This window comes from Exiguobacterium sp. UBA5002 (assembly GCF_002396765.1).
Taxonomy (GTDB): Bacteria; Bacillota; Bacilli; order Exiguobacteriales; family Exiguobacteriaceae; genus Exiguobacterium_A.
Genome location: NZ_DGYQ01000040.1, coordinates 23102 through 45426 on the forward strand (window position 1 = coordinate 23102; position 22325 = coordinate 45426).

The following is a 22325-nucleotide window of genomic DNA, read 5'->3' on the forward strand; positions in this document are numbered from 1 at the left end:
CCACCTGGCTTATCATATGATGAGAAACGAAGACTTATGATTTCGAACTAGTAGAGGGGATCTCATTACATGACACAAACCATAACCGCCCATTCTCATGAACTTCAGAGCCACGTCGCTGAAGTCGCGTTACTCGAAGCACTGACATCCGATACAGAAGAGAGCGTACGTATTGCCGCAACCGAGCGCTTACGTATTCTCGTCCCATCTCATCCATTGCTCAACATTGCTACAGCTCATTCCCTTTACTTCAAGAACGAACACACTCAAGCGCGCCGGCTGATCGAAGAGACACATCAGCAACTCGGTGAGCATGTGCACGGATACATCCTCCTCGGTATCATCAGTGAAGATGAAGGATATATGCACGAAGCAGAACAGTTTTTCCTTTCAGCCATCACACGGTTCCCTGAAGAGCCAGCAGGACATCGTTTCCTTGCCGTCCATTACAATCATCGTCAATTTTATGGGGAGTCAGCTATTCATGCGTTTACATATTTAAAGAAGGTTGGCGCATCTGGAATCGATACGCTGATGGCCATTGATTCCATCCAACAATTAAACGGTCATTCGATTGACATGTTGGAAGCACTCTATGCATTAATCCTTGGCGTACCCCATCTCGACAAAACCACCGTCTTTCATGCGACAGCTTCTGTCAATCAAAGTATTCAATATGAGAAGCTACATGCTACATTGCGCGAAGACAGCGACGAGACCCTCTACGCTAAGCTCGACGAATGTCTTTCCAACATGCTCGAGCATGGCTTGTTCGCAGCTGTTTATGACGATTCCGAAGAAAAGATCTATCGTCATGTCTTTCAGGATATGTGTCGGGATATGACCATCCGTCATGCAGGTTGGCGTGCGTATCCGGACTATATTCGATTACGCTTTCTCTATTTCAAACAATTGTTGTTACGCGACTGAACGTCAAAAAGCAAACGCGACGAGTGCCGCGATCGTCCATGGCAAGATCAAGTTGTCGAGATCGCGATATGAGATGGCTTCGATCAAGGCTGCGATATTCGCAAGCAAGAAGCCATAACTGACAGCGAGCCAAACCGGTTGTTCATAAAACAAGAACGTCACGGTCAACACGAGGAATGACGCCAAAAATAGGGCGATACTTCCTTCAAAGGATCGTTTCGTCTCACCACGGACGTAAAACGTCTTTCCGTAGCGTTTTCCGACGAGAGCCGCGAGACCGTCGCCCCAGGCAAGCACCATGCTCCCCGCAACGAGTGCCATCGGTTGTCGTTCGAAGAAGAATAGGACGAGTCCCGCTAGAGCGAGTGGATAATAGACCGTTCCGTAAGAAGGACGATCGACGTCGTGCATCTGGCCGATTCCTTTTCGTAGTGTCACTAGATTCACGACAGCAAAGAATAACAACGGTACGATCGCCACGTACCAGTGATCCAGCCAGAGCAGCGCAAGAAATACCCAGTGACCGACAGCAATATGAATCCATTTCCGAACCGTCTCGGGAGAAAAGCCGAAACGGCGTCCAATGACTTCCAGGATGACGAGAACTAGCCCGACGATTCCAATCGTGCCAAGAGCAGCTATCCATTCCATCGTCATTCCCCCTTTCTTTCCTATTATTGTACGTTGTTTCAGTTGCCATTTGCCCTATTGAACCTTCATTTGATAACATAAGGTCAAATGACGTCCTAGAGAGGAAGTTTTGGAAATGTATGATGCTCAAGCAGTCCAAACATTATCAAGTTGTCTGCAACGCTTGAACGAAGGAAAAGGAATCGAACCCCTCGTCGCAACGGAAGGCATAGAATTGCCGAAGGTCATCAATCGCTTGAAACAATTCGATCCCTTAAAAAATGGTCTATCTATCAATGAAATCGTTCATTTGGCAAATGCCCTGATCGGCGAACATATGTCAGCGACGACGATCCAGAACTGGACGAAACGTGAAGTCCGGGACATCATCGGCGTACCGCATCGCGGAAAGAAGTACTCGATCAATCAGGCTTCGATCATCTATCTACTGGATGATTTAAAACACCTCTTCTCGTTAGAAGAAACACGGGAACTGCTGACGATCGTCTTCAAGAATCCGAATATTGATGAGGATGATTTAATCAGTCCGCTTAATTTTTATCTCGTCTATACGCAACACGCAGAAACAAGTGGTCCGATCGAATTAACGGAGAAGCGTCTCAGACGCTCGCTCGAGCGTATTAACGCTTACCGCCCTGAAACTGTCCACGTTCTCCAACTGTGTCTCTATGCCCGTCGTGTATCGCATTTGACGCACGAAGCGAAACAACGTCTCCATCATGTTCTGCAAACGACATGATGAAAAAAAGATGCCATCCATGTCATGGAAGGCATCTTTTTTTATTTAGACGGCTGTCAGTGATTTATAGTGGACGTTGTTCGTCAGACTTTTCAAGACAGAGAGTAGTTCGTACATCGAGAGTTTGTCCGCATCCTTGACGAGACGGTACTCATCACCGTCTTGCAACAATTCCGCAACGACTTCTCCAGCTGCACTCCGTACGGAGAATTTTCCTTTTGTCAGGTCGAAGGAAATCGTGAATGTACCACGCTCATACACGTTGTACTCACATTTCTTCGAGAAGAGCGAAAACTTCTCACGCATTTGACCTACCTCTTGTCCATCATGGTTCATCACGACCCACTTCTTACACGTCGGAATGAACTTACCAAACGCTACCCCTCTACCTTCACCATTCATTACTTGAACACGACCATTCTCGTCGTGTTGAACCGCACCGATCATTTGGTGCGCTTCATCATAAATCGCGGCATGACCTTGCGAAAAAACGCAACCCTGCACATAGACAACTTTGCGCAACAGAAATTCTCCTCTCACTGCTAAAACGTGCTGGTTTTTCGTCCCCAGTTTATTTAGACATCCTGTATAGTTTAACTTTCTTTATCTGTATGATATTTCGTTAACGAAAATGATTATTGCACCGTTTCTCCAAATTGACAACCCCCTTTTGTCGACAATCATTCGACATGTTCAATGCAGGTTCATCTCCTTTGCAAATGCGAGCAATTCTTCCCGATCAATGAGGCGAACCTGATTTGGTTCCGCTAGCTGATACGCAGCTTCCGTAAAGGTCGAATTCGTAACGACCCACCCCTCGTCCATCCCGTAGAATGGAACCGAGGCAGCGACCTGTTGAACCGCTTCGAGCCCTACAGCCGCACTATATCGCTTTGCCTGGATGGCAATCTTATACCCTCGTTCATCCTCTATCAACAAATCTGCTCCGAAGTCGCGTGAAGCAGGTGTCAACTCGACCCGATATCCTGCTGTTTCAAATAAATCGGCAAGCCATTCTTCAAATTCTCGTCCTTCCATTCGATCGAGTCGTTTTTCAAGCGACGGCGTTAAAATGGACAAAAGAAGAAAAAGGATACACCCTAATATACTGATGATTAAGATTAAAGGTTCCCAAGAACTCGAAAAAAAATAAGTTCCGAAAATTCCTATCATTGCAAACAAAGCTGCTAGTAACAATCGTTTTCGTTTTAATCGTTTCATCGTGCTTTTCCCCTCTACTTCGTCGTGACCTTTTTTTCACTATACTAAAATTCTTCGTCGGTTGCTTCCTTCAACAGGAAACACGACTCGTCTTGCAGAAGTAAACTAACGAGGAAAGACTGTCTTAAAATCCATGGTCGAAGACCAGTCAGGAGGTAGCTCATGGCAGAACATTCATCTCCTTCATCGCTACGAATCATTCACGCGACGTTACGTGCTATGAAAGACCCCGTTCTTCTTATCGATGCAAATGGAAGGATTCAATTTCATAATGACGCGTTTCAACACCAGTTCATGAACACTCCGAATATCGAAACCGTTCAGGAGCTGTTTCCCATCACGGATGATTTCTTTCCATTACAGAAGGAAGCCGTCATTTCAACGACACATCAATTAACAGTCACAGCGATTGAAGCAACGGACTATTTTCTTGTCCATGTCGCTCCCCTGAAAATCGAGGACTTATTCAATTCAACACTAGATACCGCTCTATTCATCACCGACTCGGAGTTTCGGATTCAAACTTGTAACGAAGTGGCAAGCACCTTATTCCGTTTCGAGCATGCCGAAGACATCATTGGTCTCCAAGCGACGGTTCTACATGATGCGAAGGAAATCGCTACCCGCCGTCAACATCTCGAACAATTGAACTTAAAAGACTTATCGGACGCGCAACTGTTTTTACTGCATGGACGGGAAGCCGAAAATGAATGGACCTATCATCGCTTGGATGGCTCAACGTTCCATGGACGCCTTTATATGACACGGTTGCCAAACGATACGTACTTCCTGCTCATTCAGGACATCACACCGCAAAAACAAATCGAATGGCATCTGACAAAAAGCGAACGCCGCTTCCGACTCTTCTCGGAATCCGTCGTTGAAGCCGTTATCTTTCATGACCACGGAATCATCATCGATGCCAATCGCGCAGCAGAAGTCATTTTCCGGACGAAACTCGAGAAAATGAAAGGCAAGACGACGCTTGAATTGATTCATCCGGATCATCACGCGCGTGTCTTGCAACGCATCGAGGAGCATCGAGAAGAACCGTACGAAGTCCTCGGTCAACGTGCCGACGGAACTTCTGTCGAAATCGAAGTGTTTCCGCGTGAAATCATCTACAACAACATCCGGATGCGTGTCGCCGTCGTTCGTGATATTACAGAACGAAAAAAGATTGAGAAAATGCTTGAACGCGAAAAAAATGCCATCATGCGTCAGCGTGATATCACACAATCGATTCTTCAGGCATCCAATGAAGGGTTCCTACTGACAGAAGAGGATGGGAGTTTCATCTTCATGAACGTCAAAGCACGCAAATTACTCGATGTCCCAGGCATTGCACCAAGTAAGATTCAAGAACGAATCAGTCTGATTCCGAATCTCGATTTGAACACTCGATTCGAGATGCTCCGACAAGTAGAAGAATTACTCGCCGGAAAACATTCTGAACTATCGTTTCGTTTCACGTTACAGCGACCAAATGAGTCCAGTCCACTTTATTTCGAATTTTATGCGACTGCGATCAAAAAGGAGAAGAGCCGCATTTCTCGTCATGGCTTCCTATTTGTTTTCCGTGATCGGACAGAGGAAGCAAAGATGGATCAAGTAAAGGACGAACTCGTCAGTACAGTATCGCATGAGTTGCGTACGCCGCTGTCCTCCATTCTTGGCTATATGGAATTACTACGATATAAAAAACAATCGGCTGATCGAATCGAACGGTATGTTGAGATCGTCCACGAAGAGACAAAACGATTGACGACGCTATTAAATGAGTTTTTAGACATTCAGCGTCTAGAAGGTGGAAAACAGGAGTATACCTTCACGTCGTTCTCGTTACGCGATCTTCTTGCATCAACCGTCGATGCCTATGGCGAAACCGTCGAGACGCATCGGATTGATCTAGAACTACCAGAGGATCCTGTTCTGATTTTTGCGGACGAGCACAAAATCAAGCAGGTGATCTTGAACTTGCTTTCGAACGCCATTAAGTATTCTCCACAGGCGGATCATATTCGAGTCATTCTTTCAGCCAATCCGGAACAAGCAACGTTCTCTGTGACGGATCACGGGCTCGGTATTCCACAAAATGCTTTTGAAAAGCTCTTTACGAAATTTTACCGGGTCGATAACTCAGACATCCGGAAAATCGGCGGAACCGGTCTCGGACTTGCCATCTGTAAGGAAATCATCGAATCGCACGGAGGTGCGATTTCCGTTGAATCAGAAATCAATGATGGTTCGACTTTCACCGTTGTACTCGAACGTGATCCAAGAAAGGAATGGAATTGATGCGGACCTATTTCATGACGGGTTTCCCCGGTTTTTTAGCGACCAAACTGATCGAACAACTGGCACGTGTTCCGGACCAAATCGCTTGTTTTCATTTGCTTCATTTATCGTCAGAACGAAACGCAGCTGTTAAGCGACGCCAGGATCTTCTAGAACGTACATCCTTACGATCGGAGCAACTTGTATTGCACGAAGGCGATATCACGGTCGAACAGCTTGCTTTATCATCAGAGGCGCGGATGATGTTGCAACAAGACGTCACACACATCTTTCATCTCGCGGCGCTATATGATTTAGCAACAGCATATGAACCCGCCTTTCGAATCAATGTAATCGGTACCGCGAACGTGACACAGTTTGCTCATACGTGTCGTGCTTTAGAACGCTACATCTACTTCAGTACAGCGTATGTCTCGGGTCTTCGTTCCAGAATGGTTCTAGAAGAAGAGTTACAAGCAAGTGCCTTTAAAAATGCTTATGAAGAAACGAAATATTTAGCAGAGGTACGTTTCCGTAAAGAAATCGGAACGATTCCCTATACAATCATCCGTCCTGGGATCGTCGTCGGTCATTCCGAAACGGGCGAAACACCGAAGTGGGATGGGGTGTATTTCGTTCTGAACGCGATGCGTCTCCTGCAATCCTTCGCCCCTCTTCCGTACCCAGGTCGAGCAAACGCACTCGTCAATCTCGTGCCCTATGATTACGTCATTGAAGCGACCGCTTATCTCAGTCATGCACCGGTCGGAAGAAATAAGACCTATCATCTGACGGATCCATTCCCACATGGCGCACGCGCGATTTTTGAGATGTTACACGTCACCTATTATGGGCGTTATCCGCGCGGAATCGTTCCGTTTCGACTCGTTAGCACGGCATTGACTCCAGCTGTCGCGAAACGACTTCAGATGCAACGGCAGACACTTGATTACTTCATTCATCCCGTTCAATATGATACGACACATGCCTTACGTGATTTACGGGACACTGGTATTATTTGTCCAGACCTTGCAGAAACGATGCCTCGACTCGTCCAGTATTACCAAACACACGCAACACACTAAAAAAGTCCAATCGTTCTTCCACAAGGGAAGTCGATTGGACTTTTTTTATCGGTTACCCGATCAACATATTTTCTTTTGGATAACGAATCGTGCGGTCTCGTTGCGTCGCGAACGTGAACAGAATCGTCAAGGAGCCGACACGTCCGAGTAGCATCATGAACATGATCAAAAACTTACCAAAGCTATTGAGTTCAGCTGTTACGTTCAAAGAAAGACCAACTGTTCCAAATGCCGAAACGGTCTCAAAGAATAGACCAATAAAGGAAATATTCGGCTGGGTCAATGCCAGGAACGTCGTGATCAAAGCGATGAACAATAAACTAAAGACAGCAATCGCATATGCCTTTTGAATCGCTTGCGTCTGAACAGTCCGTCGCACCAGAACCGTTTCACGCTGTCCGCGTATATACGTCCAGACATTCTTCAAGATGACCGCTGCCGTCGTGACCTTGATTCCGGAACCTGTTGATGCGGAACCTGCCCCGATGTACATCAAAACCATCATCAAACCGATCGAGAGCGGCACCATCGTCGTTAAATCGATCGTCTGGAAACCAGCCGTTCGTGTCGTGACGACTTGAAAGAACACGATATGGAGCGCACTGAAGAACGATTCATCTTTTAATGAACCCAAGTTCGAAACCCACTCGTAGAGCATCATTGCTAAAACACCTAGTCCATTGATGACGAGTAGTGATAGCACCATCAATTTAGAATGGAGCGAAATTTTCTTGAAGTTTCGTTTACCAGCGATATCCGCGATGACCGTAAAACCAAGACCACCAATCATCAAGAGCGCTGCAATCGTCAGAATGAATGTCGTATCTTGTTGGAAACCGATTAGATTATCACCCCATAGTGCGAATCCTGCATTGTTGAAGGCAGATACGGCGTGGAACAAACCGTAATAGAGTGCTTTTCCGAAGCTGTATTTGTATTGAATGAACAAATCAAGCGCAATCAAAAACATACCGACGATCTCAACGAGGACCGTCGTGACGATGATATTACGAACGAGACGAATCGTTCCGCCCGGACTATCGAGATTAAACATCTCTTGGATAATGATCCGCTGACGAATCCCGATTTTTCGTCCCGTGACGCTGAGCAAGACGAGCGCAATCGTCATGAACCCAAGCCCACCGACTTGGATTAAAAGCATCATGATGATTTGACCAAGTAAATTATAGGATTCGGCAATATTGATCGGTGACAGTCCTGTGACGGTTCCTGCCGATGTCGCGACGAATAGGCAATCGATGAAAGATACATCTTGCCCCTCTTGTTGTGAAATCGGAAGCCACAATAAAAAACCACCTAGTAAAATCGTCAATGTAAAGCCAGTCGCGATGAAGCGTGCCGGTTTATCGAATAGCTGATGGTACATCAATTCACCTAAACGCCCGAAGCGTGCGAGTCGTGAACGTCTTTTATGCGAGAACATCTTACTCCCCCTAGATTGTTTTCAGACAGAATTGTCTTTATCATACTCCCTCGAATTAAGAAGTTCTATCGAAATATGCAATCGACTAAACGTTTTCGAATTTTTTTGGTAAACTAGATAAAAGTGGACGTGTAATCATTAAAGGAGGTTGAGGGAAACAGTGGACCCTAAGACGGCTGATCATTCGATTGAGGATGTCTGGCGAAGGCTGGAACGACAATCACAATGGATGCCTGCGCAATTGTATTATCAATTCGAGGAACTCTTATCATTACATTTGGAGCAACCGATTCTAAATGAATTGTATCAAGTGTTAAAAAAATACGACGTACTGACCGATATAGAGCGTGACGAACGAAACGAAAGCATTCAAATGCTAATCGACGAAAACGGCGCTTGATTCTCGGTTTTTGGATTTCCGAGCAGAAGAAGTGTCTTCTGCTCTTTTATTTTTCGTTCCTATACGGATTACATACAGAAAGGTGGCACACATCAATCATGGATATCGTGTCGATCATCGGGATCATCCTTGGTCTCATCACACTAGTCGGAGGTATGATCTTAAAAGGTGCGCCTCCAGTCGCTCTACTCAACCCTGCAGCCCTTGTCATCATCTTTGTCGGAACGGCAGCTGCCATCATGATTTCCTTCCCGAAGGAACGATTGAAAGTCTTACCTGCCTTGTTTAAAGTCATCTTTTTCGAACAAAAATTAATGACGAAACAAGTCTTACTCGGACAGTTTCTGACACTCTCGACGCAAGCACGTAAAGAAGGTCTGTTATCTCTCGAATCAGCACTTGAAGAAGTCGATAACGCCTTCATGAAGCGTGGCGTCATGATGGTCATCGATGGACAACCATCCGAATATGTCGAGGACGTCATGACACGTGACCTCGAAAATATGACAGAACGCCATCATGCGAATGCGAACATTTTCACGCAAGCCGGTACCTACGCACCAACGCTTGGGGTTCTCGGTGCCGTTGTCGGTCTCGTTGCCGCCCTATCCGATTTATCGGATATCGAAAAATTAGGTCACGCGATTTCAGGTGCCTTCATCGCAACACTATTCGGGATTTTCACCGGATATGTCCTGTGGTTCCCGTTCGCAACAAAGCTGAAGCAAAAATCAGCAAGCGAGATTCAGTTATATGAAATGATGATTGAAGGGATTCTCTCGATTCAAAACGGTGAATCCCCGAAGAACTTAGAAGATAAGCTACTCGTGTACCTGACACCGAAGGAGCGTGCGAACTATGAAGCGGAAAAAGAAGCCGCATGACGAACATATCTCCGAAGGCTGGTTAATTCCCTACGCCGACTTATTGACCTTGCTTCTCGCGCTCTTCATCGTTCTGTTTGCTTCGAGTAATGTCGATGCTGTGAAACTAAAAGCAATGTCCCAGTCGTTTAGCTCCGTCTTCAACGGTGGCTCAGGGATGATCACGAACAGCTCGCTCTCCACTCAAGAAGAAGAGGATTCAAAAAAACTCGATGCCCGGACGAAGGCACAAAGCTATGAAATCGCAGAACTCGAAAAAATCAAAGAAGAAGCCAATCAATACATTAAGAATGAGAAACTTGAAAAAGACATCAAGGTCGAAATCACGAATGAAGGACTCGTCTTTACGATTCGTGACCGAGCACTGTTCTCGCCAGCCCAGGCAGAAGTAAGGGGACGCTCGCTTCAAATTGCCGAAGGGATGAGCGCACTGCTCGTCAAGGCAGGACAACGTCAGATTCAAGTGTCTGGACATACAGATAATATTCCAATCAACACAGCACAGTATCCCTCGAACTGGGAACTGAGTGCGGACCGGGCGATCAGTTTCATGCGTGCCTTACAACGGAATCCAAAGCTTGAACCAAAACGCTTCACCGTCAGCGGTTACGGTGAATTCCAACCAATCGCGTCCAATCAAACGGAAGCAGGTCGCAGTCAGAATCGACGCGTCGAAGTGTTGATTCGACCATTGATCGACTTAAAAGCGAATGTACTCGACGAAACAAAAGTCGAATCCTGAACGTAAAAAAACTCCTTCGTGGTTGCCACGAAGGAGCTTTTTTTAATAATACGGACGAATCATGATATAGACGATGACACCGGTCAAACTGACGTATAACCAAAGCGGCATCGTAAAGCGTGTCCACTTTTTATGCTTCTCGAAGTTTTGATTCACAGCGTGCGCGAGTGACATCAAGACAAGTGGAACGATGACTGCAGCTAGGATGATGTGCGTAATCAGGATAAAGAAATAGACAGGGCGAACAAAACCTTCGCCCCCGAATTTCGTCGATTCACTGACGGCGTGATACGTGACGTACGAAATTAAGAATAAAGTCGTCGTCATCATCGCACCACCAATGAAGCGACGATGGTTCACCCGATTGCCACGACGAATGGAAATCCAAGCGCCGAGCAACAGCATGAAGGTAAAACTATTGAAGATGGCATTCAAAAAAGGAAGCAACGTCCAATCGAATCCTGAATCAACTTGTACTGGTGGCGCAAAGAATAAAAGGGCCACGAGCAAATTGATGACAAGCGTCAGCAGGATGACGAGCGGAACGAAATTCCGTTTAGTAGCAGGTTGTTGCATGAATCATTCTCCTTGTTTCCAGTCGAAATAACGTTTCAACCATTTTGGGATCGGACCAGCGAATAGACGTTCACGCCAGTAGACATCAGCAGCACGCTGAACAGCAGCACCACGGATCGGATATGGGTGGACGACACGCGACAATTGACCGACCTTATCTTTACGTGCCATCGCATAGACGACTTCTTGCATCCACTCACCCGCTTGTTCTCCGATTGCATGTGCTCCAATCAGTTTTCCACGCTTATCGGCGATGAGCTTGACGCGCCCTTCTGTCTGACCATTGATGACGAAACGATCGACTTCATCGAGACCGGTCTGATAGACCTTGATCTCCCCATGTTTCTTGCGTGCCTCGTCTTCCGTCAATCCGAGATGGAATAATTCAGGCGTCGTGAATGTGACCCATGGAACCGCCCGATAATCCGGCTTCGTCCGTAGACCGAATAAAGCATTCGTGACGACCGTTTTTCCTTCAAGCCCTGCGACATGCGTAAATGGGAGCGAGTTGATCGTATCTCCGACCGCAAAGATGTGTCGTTGACTTGTGCGAAGTGAACCATCGACCTGAACGAATCCTTTTTCGACGTGTACACCGGCTCGATCGAGACGTAGTGCTTCGATGCGTGGCTTACGACCGACCGCGACAAGAACGGCATCCGTTTCGATGACACGTGATTCCCCATTTGCTTCGACCGTCACTTCGATGCCTCCAGCTGACTTGCGGACATGCGTGACCTTCGTATCGAGATGCAACGTCAATTCTTGCTCGAGCTGACGTTGAATGACTTCGACCATGTCACGATCTTCTTTTCCGAGCAGCGTCTTCATGCCCTCGATAACTGTGACTTCCGTTCCGAGGTGCGCGTAAGCTTGCGACAGCTCAAGACCGATCGCCCCACCACCAATAACGAGCAGCCGCACAGGACGCTCTGTTAATTCAAAGATCGTCTCGTTCGTTAAATAATCGATCGTATCTAGCCCATCAATCGGTGGAATGATCGGTTGGGATCCTGTTGAGATCGCAAACTTTTCACCAACGACAAGCTGTCCCGCTACTTCGACTTCATGTGCACTAAGGAATGTCGCTTCTCCGATATAGACATCGACACCAAGATCTTCAAATCGTTTCGTTCCATCATGGGATTGAATGATGTTACGCGCACGATCAACGCTTGCTTTCGTTTTAGAATAGACCGCGTCTCCGTTCAGCGTCACGTTGTATTTTTCAGCCGTCCGCTTCATGACGTGCACGTCGTGTGCGGCTTCAATCAAAGCCTTTGAAGGAACACAACCATAATGGAGACAATCTCCACCTAGATGTGCATGACGTTCAATCAGGGCAACATGTGCACCAAGACTTGCTGCACCGGCAGCAATCGTCATTCCGGCTGCACCACCACCGATGACAACTAATTGATAGGTCTTCATCGCAAACCCTCCTCATACCGACGTGTGATGTCTTCCATCCGTTTACGGTTGACGCCCCAGTCAGAGTATCCGACACGTGATGCCGAACGGAAATGAATCACTTGTGCGGCTTCATCGAAGTAAAATTCGACGTCATCCTTGAAGCGAAAGACTTTACTCGTGAAGATGGCATGGATGTATGTTCCTTCCTCCTTAACGATTTTGACTCGGTCGAGGCTTTGTAGAATACGTAAGAGGTGGAACTTCGAATCCGCAAGCGTTTCTTTGAACGGGAGCGGACGCATTTTCATATCCTGTAGATCGGTTTGAGTAGATACCGCATTCGGTTTTCCGGAGAGCGGTTGAAGCGTACCATTTGAAACACCAAGTGCCATGACTGATTCCTCCGTTTCCTATCATCTGATCCATTTCGTACTATAATCCACTTTACTTTACCAGTTTCTGTTTCACTCTGCCTGTCTGAGTGTTTACGCTTTCGTGACAGGGAGCAGAATCGTCGCGATGACGCCGCCTTCTGGCTGATTATCAATAAATAGCTTGCCTTCATGTGCTTCAACAAGCTCTCGACAAATCGATAGCCCGAGTCCCGTTCCGCCCTTTCCTTTTTGCACTTGATAGAACTTTTCTGTGACGTGACGTAAGTGCTCTTTCGGAATGCCAGGTCCTTCATCACTGAAGGAGAGGAACAACACACGCTCTGAACGAACGAGTCGAATCGTGATCGTGCCACCGACTGGAGAAAAGCGGATCGCATTATCAAGCAGGTTCAAGAAGACTTGTTTCAATCGGTTTTCGTCGTATAGACCAATGACTTGCGCCGGTAACTTTTGCACGATCTGAACATTTTTCTCTTCCAGCTTTTGACGAAGTTGCGCTGTTACGGTCTCGATGATTTCCGTTAAGTTGACTTCCTGACGGTATAGGACGAGACGACTCGTCTCGAGTTTTGAGAAATCGAGTAACTGCTCAACGAGCGAAATCAAACGCTCCGTCTCTGAATGAATGATGCCCATCCCAAGCGACGCCTCTTCCGGCAACTGATCCTGTTCGACGAGTAATGTCTCACTCCAGCCTTTGATCGATGTCAACGGTGTCCGTAATTCATGGGAAATACCAGAAATGAATTCATCTTTTAATGTTTCCTGCTGTTTGATCTGTTGTCCCATATAATTGATCGTCCGGGCTAGTTCTCCAAGCTCGAACGAGTATTCCTCGTTCACCTTGACGTCGTAATGCTGTTTCGCAATTTGATCCGATGCTCCGATGACTTCTTGAATCGGTCGGACGATCGACGAGACGAGACGTGAGGAATAGATGAAGGCAAGTCCCCAAATTACTGTACCCAGGAGGACGATCGCTAAACAAATTTCGATCACACGTCGATCGATTCGCTCAAGCGACGTCGTATAACGAAGCGCTCCCGTCGTCTGACCAAACGACACGACAGGTTCTGTTACTTCCAGTAAATGTTCTCCCGTCGCCTCATCGTCATATCGTTTCGTGACGGTCTGTCCCGCTCTTACTTGATTGATCGCCTCTAGCGTCAACTTACGTTCCGAGATGAATCCGGTCGAAGAGTAACGTGGAATCCCTGTCGCATCCAACACTTCGATCTCAGCGTCTGGATAAGCATAAGAATCAAGTACATCATGGATTGTCGCTTCTGAATCAGCGTAATCATAAGCAAGGCCACTATTCGCAAATAAGACAGCACTCGCATTCGCATGGCGTTTCAAGACATCCGTCGCCGTCACGTAGTAATAGTTATAGGTCACGAACGAGAGGATCCCGATGACGAGTAAGACTGTCACCGTGATAATCGTCATGAACCGCATCAATATCTGGCGCTTCATTCTTCGTTACGCCACTTGTATCCATGTCCCCACAATGTCTCAATGAACTTCGGTTCCGCTGGATTCTCTTCGATTTTTTGACGAAGACGGCGAATGTTGACATCGACCGTCTTCCGATCACCAAAGTAATTCTCACCCCATACCGCATCGAGTAATTCATCTCGCGACATGACTTGATCCTCATTTTTAATGAAATGACAAAGTAAATCATATTCAGTCGGCGTCACTTCGACGTCAATGCCGTCTTTTTGGACACGCTTCGCTCCTAAATCAATTCGGAACGGTCCAGAGATGAGTTCACGCGGCTGTTTTCTGCGGCGTAATGTCTCTACCCGTCGCAGGAGCGACTGGATACGTGCGAGTAATTCTGCTGGACTGAACGGCTTCGCGATGTAGTCATCCGCCCCTACGCTTAGTCCCATGACTTTATCCTCTTCTCGCGTCCGTGCCGTCAGCATGATGATCCCGACCACTTCATCCTTCGCCCGCGCCTGTTCACAGACAGCGAAACCATCGACTTCCGGCATCATGATATCCAGTAACAGAATATCAAAGGTTTGTTGATCAAATTGCGCGAGTGCCTCTTTTCCGTTTTCTGCTTCAATGACGTCATAGCCTGCCCGTTTCAAATTGATGACGATGAAACTGCGAATCGCGTGTTCATCCTCGGCTACTAGTATTTTGGTCATTCTTTTCTCCCCCTGATTCTTTATTCCACGAGTGTGACACGATTGACGAACATTTCATAATCCTTCGTCGCATCGATCACATAGACATAATCGATGCCCTCTTTAATTTTTCGTTTTTGGTCACTAGCAATGTATTGATTCTTTGGAATGATCTCTAATTCAAAATCAACCTGCTTCGTATCCCGATTGATGAAACGAACGCGATTTTCACGTTTTTCGATCGTTTCCCGTGTCGCCCAATTGGCCGGGAAACGCATAACGAAATTGTATTCCTGATCAATGTACTGCTCTTCCCGTAGTTCGAATCCACTCTCAAGAAATGGCGGATTGTCCGATCCATTCCATGTGTAGTACGCGGTAATACGTGGTTTCGGCTCACCTTCACGCCCTTCACTACCGCCCGGCGTATATTGATGACCGAACTCGACGATTCCGTCTTGATCGACATCCTTCGGAAACGTATACATCGGTTCAACGATCTCATCGACTTGACCGAAGCGCACTTGTTCCAACGTATCGTTCGCTAAACGGAATAATGCGATGTGCATCTTAGCATCACGTGTATAAGAGACAATCAAGCCTTTATTGCGCGCAGCATTGATCGTATCGACTTCAAATAAATCATGTTCTGCGAATAAATCGCCATCTTTTGTCGCTAGCGTCGTCTCTTGACGCTTTTCCGACAAGATATCCTTATAATAGATCAAACGAGATGGACTTCCCTTTTGTAGAAGCACCATATCTCGCTCGCGATCTTGATTCAAATCATTCACCGACAGGCGGTCATACCGATCCACCTTCGTGACATCTCGTTGCTTCGACAACAGCTGTTCAATGATATATAACGTGTTTTCACCATAACTGGTAATCCCGATGACTAAATGGTTTTGTTTATGTTGCGCGTCAGATACGACTTCGAGTCGATCGATGGCTCGCCCATCAGCAACTGTCTGCCGTGTCACAAGTCGCCATTTTTCACCTTGTCGTTCATGAACGAGAAGATGAATCGTGAAACGTCCATCCTGCTCACTACGGTAGAAGGTGATCGCCTCATCCTTACCGTTTCGATCTAAATCAACGAGTTCATATAGACGGGATACTGCTTGATTTCGTGGCGCCACGATTTCTGCCTGTTTCGGCAAATCGCGGTCAATCCGCTCTTTCAACGACTGCTCCCATGCCGGAAGGGACGGATGTTCGAGTAGAGAGGCGGGATGCGGAAACATCGTACTGCATCCTGCTAATAATAGACTTGATATGATCATGAAGAGATATTTCATAAAGTTGGAATCCTTTCCGTACTGGCTCTGTTTCCACTTTATCATACTCTCTCAATGGAGAGTATATTGTCGAATGGGACACAAGTTGTTACGATATACAGATAATTGAAAGGGGTTTGAATGTATGACGTACAAAATGATTGTTCTCGATTTAGATGATACCTTGTTGACAAGTGATCATACGATTTCACCACGTACGAAAGAAGCCTTACTTGCTGCGCAACGTCGCGGGAAGAAAGTCGTTCTTGCAAGCGGTCGTCCGACATATGCGATGCTTGATCTTGCAGAAGAACTAGAACTCGCACGATACGGAAGCTACATCCTGAGCTTCAACGGAGCTTCGATCATCGATTGCAAAACGAACGAATCACTTTTCCTCAGTACCCTCTCTCCGGAGACGGTCCATCGTCTTTATGATGTAAGTAAACGGGAGGATGTCTACATTCACACGTATGTCGGACATGAGATTCTGACAGAACAACCGAACGAGTATACGACACTCGAAGGACAATTGACTGGTATGGACGTCATTCCCGTCGCTGATTTTAAAACAGCGATTCAAACACCTGTCGTCAAGTGTTTAATGATGGCAGAAGAGACACACCTCGCGCGGGTCGAGCAGACGCTTCAACAAGAGCTTGCAGGGGAACTCGCGGTTGCTCGCTCAAAGCCATTTTTCCTTGAATTCACGGAAGACGGTGTCACAAAAGGCACAAGCCTTGCCTTACTGTCTGAGAAGCTTGGTATCGCTCAGGAAGAAGTCATTGCTTGTGGAGACGGCAACAACGATCTATCGATGATCGAATGGGCAGGTCTTGGCGTCGCGATGGCGAATGCAGCCGATACCGTTAAAGAAAAAGCCCAGTATATGACCGCTTCGAATGATGAAGATGGTGTCGCCCTCGTCGTCGAAAAGTTCATGATGGATGAAGAACCGACTATCTCAAGTCACTGAGTAACTCAAAAAAGCGTGTATTCCGCATTCAACGGAACACACGCTTTTGATTTACGATAAACACCAGTCAATTGGCTCTCTTCCCTGCTCTTTCAGCCAAGCATTCGTTTGCGAATAAGGTTTGCTACCGAAAAATCCTCGGCTCGCTGATAAGGGACTTGGATGAACGGCTTCGAGAACAAGATGACGATTCGTATCAATCAGCACCTTTTTACTCTTCGCGTGATTTCCCCATAGGATGAACACGATCGGTTGTGTCTGTGTTCCTAGGACTTCAATGACCCGATCCGTGAATGATGCCCAGCCTTTTTTAGCATGCGATCCCGCTTTTCCTTCTTCAACCGTGAGCGACGTATTCAGTAAAAAGACACCTTGTCGTGACCAAGCTTCGAGATTTCCGGATGTCGGAGCCGGACAACCGATATCCGCGACGAGTTCCTTATACATGTTTCGAAGGGACGGCGGGATCGGAACTCCGTCATGGACAGAAAAGCTGAGTCCATTCGCCTGACGTGGACCATGGTAGGGATCTTGCCCTAAGATGACGCACCGGACATCTTCTGGCGCGACTGCATCGAACGCATGAAAAATCCGCTCTTTCGGAGGGTAGACGGTCGTCGTTTGATAGGCTTCCTTCAAAAAAGCCCACAGTTCTTGAAAATAGGGTTTTTCCTTTTCTTCTTTTAACACGGTTTGCCAAGATGGATGCACGTGAATCCGCTCCTTTTTCAGTCTCAAGTCGCTGTTCGTCCGTCTTGATTCTGCTATGATGGATGATGAGGTGGAAAACTATGATTCAGACAAAACAATTATTCGGACTACCATTCGTCGATGCGACACCTTCGCAATGGTATACCCATATTAAAACAATCTTACACGACCGCGGAAAAGCCTTTCTTGTCACAGCGAATCCCGAGCTCGTGTTGCGTGCATTACGCGAACCTTCTTACGATGCCATCTTACGACGGGCGACGTTCATCACACCAGACGGAATCGGTGTGACGGCTGCCAGTAAACGGATGGGAGCACCGCTCACTGCGACATTGCCGGGAATCGAGACGGCACGTGAACTATTGCGGACGGCAGACGCACTCGAGAAGCGTGTCTTTTTACTCGGTGGACGTCCGGAAGTCATGAAATCGTTGATCCGTCAGTTATCGATTCGTTTTCCGAACATCCACTTCGTTGGAACGTTTCATGGTTTTGGAAAGACAGAAGAAGCAACGCAAGCCATTACAGAAGCAGACGCTGATCTTGTTCTCGTCGCACTCGGTGCGCCAAAACAGGAAGAATGGATCGCTTCCATCTATGATCAAGTCGATCACGGCATCTTTATCGGTGTCGGTGGTGCGTTCGACGTCTGGTCCGGACACAGTAAGCGCGCGCCTAAATTATTCCGTCGCTTCAAGCTAGAGTGGCTCTATCGTATCTCGACGCATCCTCGTGGATTCGAAAAACTCAAGGATTTGTTACTTTTCCTGACGCTTGTGCTTCGTAAAAAATCAACGCTCTCTTGAGCACACACAAAAAGGGCTGACTTAAAAAATGACGCGTCCTTTCACGCCCTTTCCTCAGGCGAGACACAAGCAAGAGCGACCCTGCAACGAAGTGAAGCAGCCCGATGCTTGTCCCAGGAAAACGATGCGAGATGAACAAAAAAGCGCAATTTTTCTCGTTAAGAGAAAAATTACGCTTTGTCTTCAGTCTCAAGGCTCCCGACACGGCGGGAGCCTTTTTGACGCTTATCTTATGCGTTGACAGTCGAGAATGAACGACCGAGTTCTTTTGCTTTAGCGATTGCTGCTTCTTTGATCTCTTCTGCTTTTTCTGGGTTCATTGCCATACCTTCGATGAAGAGTGCATCGTAATCTGTTACACCAGTGAAAGCAAGCGCTTGACGGAGGTAGTCATCACCGAAGTTGAGACCAGATCCTGTGTAGACGCCACCTGTTGCTTGGATGTGGAGTGCTTTTTTGCCTTCCATCAAGCCTTTTGGACCTTCTGCAGTATAAGCGAATGTTTTACCTGCAAGAAGAACGCTGTCGATGTACATTTTGAGACGTGCTGGGAAAGAGAAGTTCCACATTGGTGTGACGAAGACATACTCATCTGCTTCCATGTATTGCTCGAGATGTTTTGTCATCGTACCGACTTTTGCGATCTCCACTTCTGTTAACTCTTCGCCTGTTGCGAATTTGCCCCATGCGCTAAGAACATCTGTATCGATTTCTTGGACTGTTTCGTTATATAGATCAAGAACTTCTACTTCAGCTGAAGGATTCGCTGCTTTGTAGCTTTCGAGGAATGCTTCACCGACTTGAAGGCTGAAAGAATGTTCTGTAGCTTTCGGGTTAACAGTTATATAAAGTAATTTAGTCATTATTATTTCTCCCTTTTATTTAAAGTAAATTCTGTAACTAAACATACCAACCACCTTTTCGTTTGTCAATCAGTTTGACTTCTAAACAAATAAAAAAAAAGCTCAAGTCCGTGACCTGAGCTTTCTTGATCTTATGAGTGCTAATCCTTACACATTTTCGAGTGGCGTATAATGTTCGGCTCGTAAACCGATTCGTTTCAACTGATCAATCAACTGTTCCTTTTCAGAAACCGACAAATCCTTAAATAAGTCTGCTAAAAAGGCTTCATGCTTCGGGAATGTCTCTTCCATTAGTTCGCGTCCAGCTTCCGTTAATGTCCCAAACGTGACACGACGATCCGTCGCACATGATTTTCGCGCAATCAACCCACGCTTTTCAAGTTTATCCACGACATACGTCACACTTCCGCTCGTTAATAGAATCTTATCGCCAATTTGTTGTAGAGGCGTGTCCCCTTTGTGGTACAGCAATTCAAGAACTCCGAATTCCGATAAATTCAACTGATGTGTTTTGATGTCTGCCTTTACTTGCTCCGTCACCGCATGCATCGTCCGAGATAGAACAACGAGCATTTTTAATGCCAGCTTCGAGTCTGTCGATTCCATTTTACGTTCGCCCCTCTTTGTGTTGTATCGTCACAATCATAGACTTCTTTGTCTACTCGGTCAATTCTTGCTGAATTTTCTCAATCAATCCATTGCTCAAAAATAGTTCTTGCCGTGAAACGCGTTTCATACCCTATCGTCTTGATATACACTAAAAAGGAGGTAATCATCATGTCGATCCATACTCGGTTAACCCAGCTATTCAAGCGGAATGTTGCTTTTGAATGGGCGATTGAACAATTGCACACACCAGCAGGTTATTATTTGTGTCAGCACACGTTGGTTGATCAATACCCTGATTTGTCTCCTCAAGAAAAAACGAGACTGCTCTCAAAGATCAATGAACTGGCTGAGCAGACAGCTCCATTCTCGGCTCCCGTCTCTCGACAGGATTGGCGCCGACTTGAACGACGATTATCTCGTAAGATGTAATCCAGGAGGGATGCGCGATGACGAACATCCGAGACTTGGCACGTGAAGCCAACGTGTCCGTTACGACAGTCTCACGTGTACTAAATGATCATCCTTACGTTGCGAACGAGAAGCGACAAGCTGTTCGAGAAGCTATCGAAAAACTCGGATATATCCGTAATCAGACTGCCGTCCATCTATCGACGGGTATGACAAAAACGGTCGGAGTCATGCTTCCGTTCGTTGATCATCCATATCACGCTGCCATTCTCCAAGGCATCGCGCAAGCCGCCTTTGACGCGAGCTATCGGTTCTTGACGTGGCAAACGAATTATGTGGAAACGCATGAACAACTGGCACTGGATGCGCTGGCGCAACAGGAAATCGACGCACTCATCGTCGTGTCGCACAGTCTTCCCTTATCAGCGATTTTATCGTATGAACGCTATGGACCGATTGTCTTTTGTGAACACCACGAAGACGTCGCTGCTGTCTATATCGATCACTATACGGCCTTTCAACAGGGACTTGCACATCTACGACAACAAGGACATACAAGCATTGGTATTTGTCTCTGGCGCCCCGACAGTACGAATAGTTTGGCGCGTAAACATGCGTATCAAGAAGTTGTCAGTGACGCGTTCGTCTATGAACAGACATTGACGATCGAAGATGGTGCGAACGTCGCAAGGCGCTGGATGCAACAGAAACAACGACCGAGCGCCATCTTGACTGCCAGTGATCACGTTGCCGCGGGACTGATCTTGGAACTACGAAAACAAGGCTACCAGGTCCCGGGAGATCTCTCTGTCATTGGCTTTGATGGAAGTGAGCTTGCTGAAGTCTTATCGATGACGACGATCGCGATTCCGTATGCCACGATCGGACGACATGCTTTTCAGCTAACAGTTCGAAACGATATGAATATTCGTCCGCAAATCGAAGTACCGTCAACGTTCATTGCTGGAACGACCGTTCTTCCTTATACCTGAATCCATATAAAAAAGCGACGAGTTCATCGATTTGAATTCGTCGCTTCATTTCGTTTAAAGAGTTCCTGCCGCTACATACCGTGATCCCCAGTAACCGCCACGGAACGATTCTTTGACGACTCTTCCATAATACGAGTTCGCATTGATCATCGTACCGCCATCGACAGCGATTCCAACGTGTTGAATCCCACTTCCATGTGTAAAGAAGACGAGATCCCCAGCGCCAGGTGCCGTACGTTTTGTTGCTGAGTATTGAGCCGCTGCCGTACGTGGGAGTGATTTTCCTAATGCTTGATAAACGTAACGTGTAAATCCAGAGCAATCAAAGCTAACAGGACCTGTCGCACCAAAAACATAAGGACGTCCTTTGAGACCTTCTGCTACCGAAACGATCGTTGATCCTGTTTTACTAAGACCTTTCGTCGCTTTAGCGTTATATGCTTTCGTGTATGTAGAGGCGATGTATGCTGATTTCCCTTGATGACGAATTTGATACCATTCTTTAACCTGACCTACGACGGTTACAGCTTGTCCAAGTTTCAATTGCCCGACTCGTTTACTTGATACAGCAGCTTTTGCACGAATATTCAGCACATCCACTGACACCACTACTTTTTTACTTGTTGCAGCTTGCGTTGATGCTGGGACGAGTGTCCAACTACTGATGAGTAACGTTAAGGTTAACAAAACACGAGTGACAGCTTTCATCGATTCATTCTCCTCTTATATATGAATGTATTGTACGTCTGAATTGTCAGATAATTTCTGTATTTATCCTA

25 protein-coding genes are annotated in these 22325 nt (G+C 46.6%); 11 read left to right on the plus strand and 14 right to left on the minus strand.

Features of this window, described 5'->3' with window-relative positions; genetic code table 11:
• Positions 1 to 69 precede the first annotated feature (69 nt).
• Positions 70 to 930, plus strand: a complete 861-nt coding sequence (locus tag B4C70_RS12520) for a tetratricopeptide repeat protein (protein WP_290779906.1) — start codon at positions 70 to 72, stop codon at positions 928 to 930.
• A 3-nt stretch (positions 931 to 933) separates the two neighbouring features.
• On the opposite strand, the gene B4C70_RS12525 is transcribed toward B4C70_RS12520, so the two are convergent.
• Positions 934 to 1581, minus strand: a complete 648-nt coding sequence (locus B4C70_RS12525) for a diacylglycerol/polyprenol kinase family protein (RefSeq protein ID WP_290779909.1) — start codon at positions 1579 to 1581, stop codon at positions 934 to 936.
• A gap of 115 nt (positions 1582 to 1696) precedes the next feature.
• Here B4C70_RS12525 and B4C70_RS12530 point away from each other — a divergent pair, with 115 nt between their 5' ends.
• Positions 1697 to 2320, plus strand: a complete 624-nt coding sequence (locus tag B4C70_RS12530; protein ID WP_149428005.1) for a DUF1836 domain-containing protein — start codon at positions 1697 to 1699, stop codon at positions 2318 to 2320.
• 45 nt (positions 2321 to 2365) lie between these two features.
• On the opposite strand, the gene B4C70_RS12535 is transcribed toward B4C70_RS12530, so the two are convergent.
• On the minus strand, positions 2366 to 2842 hold the full coding sequence (locus tag B4C70_RS12535) for a hypothetical protein (RefSeq protein WP_023469691.1): 477 nt from the start codon (positions 2840 to 2842) through the stop codon (positions 2366 to 2368).
• 171 nt (positions 2843 to 3013) lie between these two features.
• Positions 3014 to 3541, minus strand: coding sequence for a restriction endonuclease (locus tag B4C70_RS12540; RefSeq protein ID WP_214729078.1), 528 nt, complete (start codon positions 3539 to 3541; stop codon positions 3014 to 3016).
• A gap of 162 nt (positions 3542 to 3703) precedes the next feature.
• On the opposite strand from B4C70_RS12540, the gene B4C70_RS12545 reads away from it, so the two are divergent.
• Both B4C70_RS12545 and B4C70_RS12550 read left to right on the plus strand, forming a co-directional pair.
• Positions 3704 to 5839, plus strand: a complete 2136-nt coding sequence (locus tag B4C70_RS12545) for an ATP-binding protein (RefSeq protein ID WP_290779915.1) — start codon at positions 3704 to 3706, stop codon at positions 5837 to 5839.
• Positions 5839 to 6903 (plus strand): SDR family oxidoreductase, encoded by a 1065-nt coding sequence (locus tag B4C70_RS12550; protein ID WP_290779917.1) that lies wholly within the window; start codon positions 5839 to 5841, stop codon positions 6901 to 6903. Before B4C70_RS12545 ends, B4C70_RS12550 begins: the two co-directional genes overlap by 1 nt.
• A gap of 52 nt (positions 6904 to 6955) precedes the next feature.
• Here the strand turns inward: B4C70_RS12550 and B4C70_RS12555 are convergent, their stop codons facing one another.
• Complete coding sequence (locus B4C70_RS12555; RefSeq protein ID WP_290779919.1) at positions 6956 to 8347, minus strand: TrkH family potassium uptake protein; 1392 nt, start codon at positions 8345 to 8347, stop codon at positions 6956 to 6958.
• A gap of 160 nt (positions 8348 to 8507) precedes the next feature.
• Between B4C70_RS12555 and B4C70_RS12560 the strand changes: the two genes are divergently transcribed.
• The 3 genes from B4C70_RS12560 (at position 8508) to motB (ending at position 10373) form a co-directional block, all read left to right on the plus strand.
• Positions 8508 to 8747 (plus strand): hypothetical protein, encoded by a 240-nt coding sequence (locus B4C70_RS12560; protein WP_023469697.1) that lies wholly within the window; start codon positions 8508 to 8510, stop codon positions 8745 to 8747.
• Between the two features lie 98 nt (positions 8748 to 8845).
• Positions 8846 to 9631 (plus strand): flagellar motor stator protein MotA, encoded by a 786-nt coding sequence (gene motA, locus B4C70_RS12565; protein WP_053452108.1) that lies wholly within the window; start codon positions 8846 to 8848, stop codon positions 9629 to 9631.
• A complete protein-coding gene (motB, locus tag B4C70_RS12570) occupies positions 9606 to 10373 on the plus strand; it encodes a flagellar motor protein MotB (protein ID WP_029342904.1) in 768 nt (255 codons plus the stop codon). The genes motA and motB overlap by 26 nt, the downstream gene beginning before the upstream one ends.
• Positions 10374 to 10415: 42 nt before the next feature.
• Here the strand turns inward: motB and B4C70_RS12575 are convergent, their stop codons facing one another.
• The 6 genes from B4C70_RS12575 to B4C70_RS12600 form a co-directional block, all read right to left on the minus strand.
• Positions 10416 to 10949 carry a DUF420 domain-containing protein gene (locus tag B4C70_RS12575; protein ID WP_029342905.1) on the minus strand — a complete coding sequence of 178 codons (534 nt, stop codon included), beginning with the start codon at positions 10947 to 10949 and terminating at the stop codon, positions 10416 to 10418.
• 3 nt (positions 10950 to 10952) lie between these two features.
• The gene (locus B4C70_RS12580; RefSeq protein ID WP_290779924.1) at positions 10953 to 12380 is read right to left on the minus strand and encodes a dihydrolipoyl dehydrogenase family protein; all 1428 of its coding nucleotides are present in this window, start codon (positions 12378 to 12380) and stop codon (positions 10953 to 10955) included.
• Positions 12377 to 12754: a DUF1499 domain-containing protein gene (locus B4C70_RS12585; protein ID WP_290779927.1), complete on the minus strand. Its 378-nt coding sequence runs from the start codon at positions 12752 to 12754 to the stop codon at positions 12377 to 12379. Before B4C70_RS12585 ends, B4C70_RS12580 begins: the two co-directional genes overlap by 4 nt.
• Before the next feature lie 93 nt (positions 12755 to 12847).
• On the minus strand, positions 12848 to 14233 hold the full coding sequence (locus B4C70_RS12590) for a sensor histidine kinase (RefSeq protein WP_290779930.1): 1386 nt from the start codon (positions 14231 to 14233) through the stop codon (positions 12848 to 12850).
• The gene (locus tag B4C70_RS12595) at positions 14230 to 14922 is read right to left on the minus strand and encodes a response regulator transcription factor (RefSeq protein ID WP_290779933.1); all 693 of its coding nucleotides are present in this window, start codon (positions 14920 to 14922) and stop codon (positions 14230 to 14232) included. Before B4C70_RS12595 ends, B4C70_RS12590 begins: the two co-directional genes overlap by 4 nt.
• A 20-nt stretch (positions 14923 to 14942) precedes the next feature.
• Positions 14943 to 16148 (minus strand): hypothetical protein, encoded by a 1206-nt coding sequence (locus B4C70_RS12600; protein ID WP_251138014.1) that lies wholly within the window; start codon positions 16146 to 16148, stop codon positions 14943 to 14945.
• A 178-nt stretch (positions 16149 to 16326) separates the two neighbouring features.
• On the opposite strand from B4C70_RS12600, the gene B4C70_RS12605 reads away from it, so the two are divergent.
• Entirely contained in the window at positions 16327 to 17157 is an 831-nt protein-coding gene (locus tag B4C70_RS12605; RefSeq protein WP_290755363.1) for a Cof-type HAD-IIB family hydrolase, read from the plus strand.
• Between the two features lie 51 nt (positions 17158 to 17208).
• Here the strand turns inward: B4C70_RS12605 and ung are convergent, their stop codons facing one another.
• Positions 17209 to 17868, minus strand: a complete 660-nt coding sequence (gene ung / locus B4C70_RS12610) for a uracil-DNA glycosylase (RefSeq protein ID WP_197026245.1) — start codon at positions 17866 to 17868, stop codon at positions 17209 to 17211.
• A gap of 80 nt (positions 17869 to 17948) precedes the next feature.
• Between ung and B4C70_RS12615 the strand changes: the two genes are divergently transcribed.
• A complete protein-coding gene (locus B4C70_RS12615; protein ID WP_149428012.1) occupies positions 17949 to 18674 on the plus strand; it encodes a WecB/TagA/CpsF family glycosyltransferase in 726 nt (241 codons plus the stop codon).
• 230 nt (positions 18675 to 18904) lie between these two features.
• On the opposite strand, the gene B4C70_RS12620 is transcribed toward B4C70_RS12615, so the two are convergent.
• The gene (locus tag B4C70_RS12620) at positions 18905 to 19537 is read right to left on the minus strand and encodes an NAD(P)H-dependent oxidoreductase (RefSeq protein WP_290779938.1); all 633 of its coding nucleotides are present in this window, start codon (positions 19535 to 19537) and stop codon (positions 18905 to 18907) included.
• A gap of 147 nt (positions 19538 to 19684) precedes the next feature.
• Complete coding sequence (locus tag B4C70_RS12625; RefSeq protein ID WP_029342913.1) at positions 19685 to 20143, minus strand: MarR family winged helix-turn-helix transcriptional regulator; 459 nt, start codon at positions 20141 to 20143, stop codon at positions 19685 to 19687.
• A 171-nt stretch (positions 20144 to 20314) separates the two neighbouring features.
• Between B4C70_RS12625 and B4C70_RS12630 the strand changes: the two genes are divergently transcribed.
• Positions 20315 to 20575 carry a hypothetical protein gene (locus B4C70_RS12630; RefSeq protein WP_087681642.1) on the plus strand — a complete coding sequence of 87 codons (261 nt, stop codon included), beginning with the start codon at positions 20315 to 20317 and terminating at the stop codon, positions 20573 to 20575.
• A 17-nt stretch (positions 20576 to 20592) separates the two neighbouring features.
• Entirely contained in the window at positions 20593 to 21546 is a 954-nt protein-coding gene (locus tag B4C70_RS12635) for a LacI family DNA-binding transcriptional regulator (RefSeq protein WP_290779943.1), read from the plus strand.
• A gap of 54 nt (positions 21547 to 21600) precedes the next feature.
• On the opposite strand, the gene B4C70_RS12640 is transcribed toward B4C70_RS12635, so the two are convergent.
• The gene (locus tag B4C70_RS12640) at positions 21601 to 22254 is read right to left on the minus strand and encodes a C40 family peptidase (RefSeq protein WP_050678422.1); all 654 of its coding nucleotides are present in this window, start codon (positions 22252 to 22254) and stop codon (positions 21601 to 21603) included.
• Positions 22255 to 22325 lie beyond the last annotated feature (71 nt).